Here is a 6534-nt window from a genome sequence, read left to right on the forward strand (position 1 = left end):
GTGAACCTCGGCCGTCAGGTGGGTGTGGGGTGATGCGGGGCCGTTACACGGTGAAACTGCCGGTGGCCGGGGTGAAACGGCCGGTCGGTCGGGTTGTGGCGAGGGGCGATGGGGGTGGCTGGGGCGGGTGGTTGGCGAGTGATGCGCGTGGCCGGTGCGTCCCATGTGCCCAACCGGTCCGTCGGTGCGCCGAGCCCGGCCCGCGGCGGTACGCCGAACCGGCCCGCCGGTGTGGAGAAACGGCCCGTCGCTCTGTTGAATTACCGGTCGGTATGGCAGCATCCGCGCCTAGGCGAAGACACGAATCGGTGCGGAACGACCGGAGGTGGCTGGTGGGGAGCCAGGGGGCACGGCAGGGCGTTCGGGGTGAACGGGGCAAGTGGGGCCGTGGCGTGGCGCGGGGCGGCCGTGTGGTGGCGTGTACGGCCGTGGTCCTGTGCGCGACGGGGCTGCTGGGCGGGACCGCGACGGCGGCGTACGCGGATCCGAAGCCGGGGGAGAGGCGCGGGGCGGCGGATGCCGGTTCCGCCGAGGCGTCGCTCAAGCACCTCGAGGACGTACGGAAGAAGATCGAGGATCTTTACCACAAGGCGGAGAAGGCCACCGACGCCTATAACGGCGCCAAGGAACAGGTCGAGCTCCAGCAGAAAGAGATCGTCAAGCTGGCCCGGACCATCGACCGCACCCAGCAGAAGCTGGCCGCCCTCAAACGCCAGGCGGGCGCGCTGGCCAGCGCCCAGTACCGCGGCGGCGGAATGCCCTCCGAGGCCAAGCTGATGCTCGGCGCCGACTCCGGCGCATTCCTCGACGACGCCACTCTGGTCCGTAAGGCCCAGCAGGCCGCCAAGGGCGTGATCGGTCAACTGTCCCGGACCAAGGGTGAGTTGGAAGACTATTCGCAGGCCGCCACGGACCGCTGGGAGCGGCTCGAGGCGAACCGCAAGAAGAAGGAAAGCGCGCAGCGGGACATCAAGAAAAAGATCGGCGCGGCGAAGAAACTCGAATCCCGGCTGGCCGCCAAGGAAAAGGACCGGCTGAAGAAGCTGGAGGACGAGCAGGCCTTCCGCACACAGCAGAAATGGCTCGACTCCGGCGTGCTGAAGGAGATCGGCAACAAAGCGTCCGGCTTCGGCAAAAAGGCCATCGCGTATGCCACGTCACAGATCGGCAAGGACTATGTATGGGGCGCCGAAGGGCCGGACACATTCGACTGTTCGGGCCTGACCCTGCGCGCGTGGCAGGCCGGCGGCACCACGATTCCGCGGACCTCCCAGGAGCAGTGGCGGCAGCTGCACCGGGTCGCGATCAAGGACATGCGGCCGGGTGACCTGATCATTTACTTCTCGGACGCCAGCCACGTCGGGATGTACATCGGCGACGGTGCGATCGTGCACGCCCCGCGGCCGGGCCGCCAGGTGACGATCACGGGCGCCGGTTCGATGCCGATCCTGGGGGTCGTGCGGCCGGATGCCGAGCTCGGCGGGGGAGCGGACCGATAGCGTCCCGCCCGGTGACCCGGGTCACTGATGAATGACCGGATTGATCGGTATCAGTCCGTTAACGGCGGGTAACCGCACACGGTCAGGATTCGGTCAGGCGGGGTGATGTTCGTCATTCCGCTTTTCTCCCGCCCCGCGCCAAATCGCAGATGAGATGCCGCATATGACAGTGGCCGATTGCCGTCGGCCATTCCATACCGCTCGGAACTGACGCTATGGTCGCCTCTCAGTGCCGGGCGGTGCCTCGCTCATTTGACCGACGAGCGGCGTGGAGCCAGGCACGGTGGTGCGCCACTCGGCGCGCCCCCGCACCCTCGGGGGGAGGGAAGGAATACAGGAATGCCCGTACCCGTACCGCAGCAGCGGACGGCCGTGCTGCCGCACCAGGCAGGACCGGTGGATGACGCCTGCGTGGATACCGCGCACGTGGCCGTCGCACCGGCCGCGGGCGATGCCTCCCTCCAGGACGCGGACGCCCCGGTGGCGGCCGACGGCCTTTCCACGGAGGGGGCGCTGCCCCAGGGCCTGACCCTCCTCCTCATAGGCGAGGACCCCAACAGCCCCGTCCCCGACATGTGGGACTGGGCGGGCCGCAAGGTTCGCCTGCGCACCGCCCGTAACCTCACCGAGGCCGCGCGGCTGCTCACCGACGATGTGCACTGCATCCTGCTCGACCTGGCCCCGCCCGAGGGCGCCGAGCGCGATGCGGCCGACGCCGACTGCGCCGGTGACGCGCTCGGCGCGCTGCGTGAGGTGCTGCGGATGGCGCCCGCGCAGGCCGTGCTGGTGCTCACCTCCGAGACGGACGCGGAGCGGGCCGCCGATGCGGTACGCGTCGGTGCCCAGGACTACCTCTTCCGCGACGAGCTGGACGGCGCCGTGCTCAGCCGCGCCGTCCGCTATGCCGTCGAACGCAAACGCGCCGATCTTGCCCAGCGCCAGCTCACCGAGTCCCGGATGCTCGCGCAGGAGAACGCCCGCCTGGAGCGCGGCCTGCTGCCCACGCCGCTGCTCGACGGCTCCGATCTGCGTTTCGCCGCCTGCTACCGCCCCGGCCGCAGCCGCGCGCTGCTCGGCGGCGACTTCTACGACACCGTCCGCACCCCGGACGGCACGGTCCACGCGATGATCGGCGACGTCTGCGGCCATGGCCCCGACGAGGCTGCCCTCGGCGTCGAACTGCGCATCGCCTGGCGCGCGTTGACCTTCGCCGGCCTGTGTGGCGACGAACTCCTCTCCACCCTGCAGAAGGTGCTGGAGCACGAACGCTCCGACGACGAGATCTTCGCCACCCTCTGCACCGTCGACATCTCCCCCGACGGCCGCCGCGCGGGCCTGTGCCTGGCCGGCCATCCCGCTCCGCTGCTGGCCCGCGCGGGACGGCCGCCGCGCCTGCTCCCGTACGAATTCGGCGGCCCGGCGCTCGGTCTGCTGCCCAACGCCCGCTGGCCCCGCCGGCAGGTCGAACTGGGCGGCGCCTGGAGCCTGATGATGTACACCGACGGCCTGATCGAGGGCCGGACCGGTGACGGCAACCGGCGTCTGGGCCAGGACGGCATGACCGACCTGGTCAGCCGCCAGATGGCGGCCGGCCTGCGGGGCGAGGAGCTGCTGGAGGCGTCGGTTCGCGAAGTGCGCGATCTGAACGGCGGCGAGCTCACGGACGATGTGGCCGTGCTGCTCCTGGACCGGCGGGAGGGGCCGGCGGCGGAAGCCGTACCGGCGTAGGGCCGTACCGGCGGAAGCCGTACCGGCGAGGGGCCGTACCGGCGACGGGCCGGAGGCCGCTCACCGGCCGCGGTTGTGCCGCTTACCGGCCGCCGTTATAGGGCCCGTACGGACCGTCCGAGCTGGAACCGCCGCGGCGCGGGCCGCGGCCGCCGCCGGCGACCTGGCGGAGCGCCGGGCGGACGTCGACGGTGTAGACGATCACGGCGATGATGCCGAGGAGCGGCAGGAAAGCCTCGAAGGGCATCAGGAAAAGCAGCGTCGTGGCCAGCCCGAGGAAAATCAGCCACATGGCCTTGTTCTGCTTGTCGGCCGCGCGATAGGCATCCTCGCGGCGCACCGCGGCATCGATCAGCATCACGGCGGCGTACACGCCAAGGGCGAGCTGCACCCAGCCCAAAAGGTCCTGGAACCCGTAGTACAGCACGCTGCCACCACCCGTTCGCTCTATCGGTCTCGGCCCCTTGTGGCCCGGCCTTCCGCGGGCCACCGTACCCAAACAACGGGCCGGGCACCCGAAGTGTGCCCGGCCCGGCCCCGCTCAGCGCAAGGTGACAGAAGTCACTTGGCGGCCGGCGGGGTGGTCTTCTTCGCCACCGGCTTACGCGCCGCCGGCGCCGCCGGAGTGGGCTTCTTCGCGCCGGCCGGCTTGCCGTCGGCGGTCTTCGTGCCGTTCGCCGTGGCGGCCGGCTTGGCGTCGCTCTTCCCCGCGCCGCTGTTCACCGTCGACGGCGACTTGGGCTGCGGCTGCGGCTGGGGCTTCGACTGCGAGGGCGACGGGGACGGCGACGGGGACTGCGACTTCGTGGCCGGCTCCGGCTCGATCGCCACCGCGAGCTCCTCGACGTGATCGGCGGTCTGCCCGCGCCAGTTCTGCACCGCGCCGCGGCCCCGCTCGGCCAGCTCGTCATACGTCTCGCGCGCCCGCACGGCGACCTCGGCGGCCCGGCCGACGCCCTGCAGCGCCAACTCCTGGGCCTGCTCGCGGAACTTCTTCAGGTCACCGTCCAGCGAGCCCAGCAGCTCGGTCAGCTTCGCCTGAGCGTCCTTGGCCTGCTTGGCGAACCGGTCCTGGACGTCCTTGGGGTCGGTGGCCCGTACCGACTCGAAGGCCTTGGGGGCCTCGACGCGGATCTTCTCGACGAGGGTCGGCACCTCGCCGAGCTTTTCGGCCGCCACATCGGCGGCACCGGCCAGGACGTACAGCGGGGTGGGGTCGGTGACGGTCTTGCGGAGGTCATCGGTGATGGCCATGCGTTCTTCCTCCTGGAAACGAAATCGGTTGCTCAGGTGGCGTGCGGGCCGCCGTCGGCCTCTGACTCTGGGGAGTCCGAACCGCGCCCGTTCTCATGCCCGTTCGCAGTGCCGTCCGCGCCGCTTCCGAGCCCGTTCTCCTTGCGGAAGGACTCGTAGATCTGCAGCAGGACCTGCTTCTGCTTCTCGTTCAGCGACGGGTCGGTGCGTATCGCGGTCTGCACCTCGACCCCATCCAGTCCCTGTCGCTCGTCGAGGATCCCGGCCTGGACGTACAGCGTCTCGGCGGAAATCCGCAGTGCCCTGGCCAGCTGCTGCAGGATCTCCGCACTCGGCTTGCGCAAGCCGCGCTCAATCTGGCTGAGATACGGGTTGGACACCCCCGCGGCATCCGCGAGCTGCCGCAGACTCAGCTGCGCCGTGCGCCGCTGCTCCCGCAGGAACTCGCCGAGGTTGCCGACATTGAGTGATGCCATGCCTCGATAGTGCACGGCGGTGCTAACTATTGCAAGCAACCGCTAGCAAAAGTGGACGCGTGTCGCCACCGCGGCGCCTTCGGGCCGTCAGGAGCCCACCCTCAAGGCTGACGGGCCCAAGGTGCTCGGCCCGTCAGCTCAGCCGGCTCGACCCCGTCAGCCCGCGGCCTGCCCGCCGCAGAACACCGCCTTGATGAGCCTGTCCAACGCCTTCGGGAACTCCTTTGCCGGGTCGATTGCGGCGTCCCCGGTGGTCAGCAAGGCGGTCAGGGTCGTACTGCCGTCGGGCGTGCTGTACATCAGCGCCCCGCCGCCCCCCGGGGGGCTGCCGTTGTGCTGGAAGACGGTGCCGCCGCAGTCCGGGCCCAGGTCCTGCACGAACAGCCCGAGGCCGTAGCCGAGCTTCCCATGCGGCTTGCGCATCTCGTCCAGCAGCGGAGCCGGCAGGAGCTTGCCGCCCATCAGTGCGGAGAAGAACGTGTGGAGATCCTCGGTGGTCGAGATCATGTCACCGGCGCCGGCCAGTAGGGAGAGGTTCTGGCGGGTGACGTCGACGATCTTCCACTGGTCGGCGTCCTGGTAGCGGTAGTAGCCGTGGGCGTGCGGCCCGGGGAGCTCCGGCGAGGTGCCCGGCACCGCGGTGCCGCGCAGCCCGAGCGGCTGCAGGATCCGCCGCTGTATCTCCTCGGCGTACGAGCGGCCGGTGACCTTCTCGATCAGCAGCAGGGCCAGCGTGTAGTTGGTGTTGGAGTAGCTCCAGTCCGTCCCCGGCTCAAACCGCGCCGGCTTGGACAACGCCAGCCGTACCAGCTCCTCCGGCCGGTAGCTGCGGAACCGGTTGTCCACCCACTCCTTGCCCGTGGCGGGGATCCCCGCCACGACCGTCCCGTCCTCGTAGTACTCGCCGGTGTAGTTGAACAACCCGCTGGTGTGCTGCAGCAGCATCCGCACGGTGATCCGCTTGTCCAGCCCGAGCTCGGGCAGGTGGTCGGCCACCGGGGCGTCCAGCCCGATCGTGTCCCCGGCCACCAGTTGCAGCACCAGGGTCGCGGTGAAGGTCTTGGTGACACTGCCCACCCAGAACCGCCCGTTCGTCGGCGGCTTGGCGGTCTCGCCCAGCTTGCGCACCCCGGCGCTGCCGACCCACTCGCCCCGCTCATCGTGCACGCGCATCTGCACCCCGGCGAAACCGGAATCGACGAACTCCTGGATGGCCTTCTGCAGCTCCGGGCGATCCTGCCCGGCTGCGGCCTTCGGCACGGCCCCGCTGTCCACGGTGGCCACCCCTGGTGCGGCCGTCCCGGGTGCGGCCGCCCCGGCGTCGATCACAATCTTGTCTTCGGATGCCTTGCGCAGCAGCCCGTTCGCCGCGTTGGCCGGGTTCGTCATGACGGTGCTCCTTTGGAGGCTGAGGGTCAGAGGCTGCGGGCGGTGATGTCGCCGTAGGCGGTGGTCGCGTGGATGTTCAGGCCGGTGGTGCCGTCGGTGTTCTTGAGTGCGTTGTGGATCCGGCCGTAGGTGGTGCCGGCGTCGAGGGAGGCGGAGACTCCGCGGGCGGCGCCGACCGAGATCTCGCC

General features: G+C 70.2%; 6 protein-coding genes and 1 pseudogene. 2 read left to right on the forward strand and 5 right to left on the reverse strand.

The window, feature by feature from the left end:
• Window positions 1–413: 413 nt before the first annotated feature.
• The gene (locus ACZ4S3_RS39675) at window positions 414–1499 is read left to right on the forward strand and encodes a C40 family peptidase (RefSeq protein WP_467943590.1); all 1086 of its coding nucleotides are present in this window, start codon (window positions 414–416) and stop codon (window positions 1497–1499) included.
• Window positions 1500–1838: 339 nt separating this feature from the next.
• Window positions 1839–3227 carry a PP2C family protein-serine/threonine phosphatase gene (locus ACZ4S3_RS39680; RefSeq protein ID WP_467943577.1) on the forward strand — a complete coding sequence of 463 codons (1389 nt, stop codon included), beginning with the start codon at window positions 1839–1841 and terminating at the stop codon, window positions 3225–3227.
• Between the two features lie 82 nt (window positions 3228–3309).
• Here ACZ4S3_RS39680 and ACZ4S3_RS39685 read toward each other — a convergent pair whose 3' ends face one another.
• The 5 genes and pseudogenes from ACZ4S3_RS39685 to ACZ4S3_RS39705 all read right to left on the reverse strand — a co-directional run.
• Entirely contained in the window at window positions 3310–3654 is a 345-nt protein-coding gene (locus ACZ4S3_RS39685; protein ID WP_467943579.1) for a DUF2516 family protein, read from the reverse strand.
• Window positions 3655–3788: 134 nt separating this feature from the next.
• A complete protein-coding gene (locus tag ACZ4S3_RS39690; RefSeq protein WP_467943581.1) occupies window positions 3789–4481 on the reverse strand; it encodes a hypothetical protein in 693 nt (230 codons plus the stop codon).
• Between the two features lie 32 nt (window positions 4482–4513).
• Complete coding sequence (locus tag ACZ4S3_RS39695; RefSeq protein ID WP_467943583.1) at window positions 4514–4957, reverse strand: helix-turn-helix domain-containing protein; 444 nt, start codon at window positions 4955–4957, stop codon at window positions 4514–4516.
• Window positions 4958–5113: 156 nt separating this feature from the next.
• Window positions 5114–6346 (reverse strand): serine hydrolase domain-containing protein, encoded by a 1233-nt coding sequence (locus ACZ4S3_RS39700; RefSeq protein ID WP_467943585.1) that lies wholly within the window; start codon window positions 6344–6346, stop codon window positions 5114–5116.
• A gap of 26 nt (window positions 6347–6372) precedes the next feature.
• Window positions 6373–6534, reverse strand: a pseudogene (locus tag ACZ4S3_RS39705) (DUF4097 family beta strand repeat-containing protein); the annotation flags it as partial.

The organism is Streptomyces sp. NPDC028368 (genome assembly GCF_055565615.1).

Excerpts from the sequence above, each read along its gene's own strand:
- ACZ4S3_RS39680 (WP_467943577.1), top strand. The coding sequence starts at position 1,839 with ATGCCCGTACCCGTACCGCAGCAGCGGACGGCCGTGCTGCCGCACCAG.
- ACZ4S3_RS39690 (WP_467943581.1), bottom strand. The coding sequence starts at position 4,481 with ATGGCCATCACCGATGACCTCCGCAAGACCGTCACCGACCCCACCCCG.
- ACZ4S3_RS39695 (WP_467943583.1), bottom strand. The coding sequence starts at position 4,957 with ATGGCATCACTCAATGTCGGCAACCTCGGCGAGTTCCTGCGGGAGCAG.
- ACZ4S3_RS39700 (WP_467943585.1), bottom strand. The coding sequence starts at position 6,346 with ATGACGAACCCGGCCAACGCGGCGAACGGGCTGCTGCGCAAGGCATCC.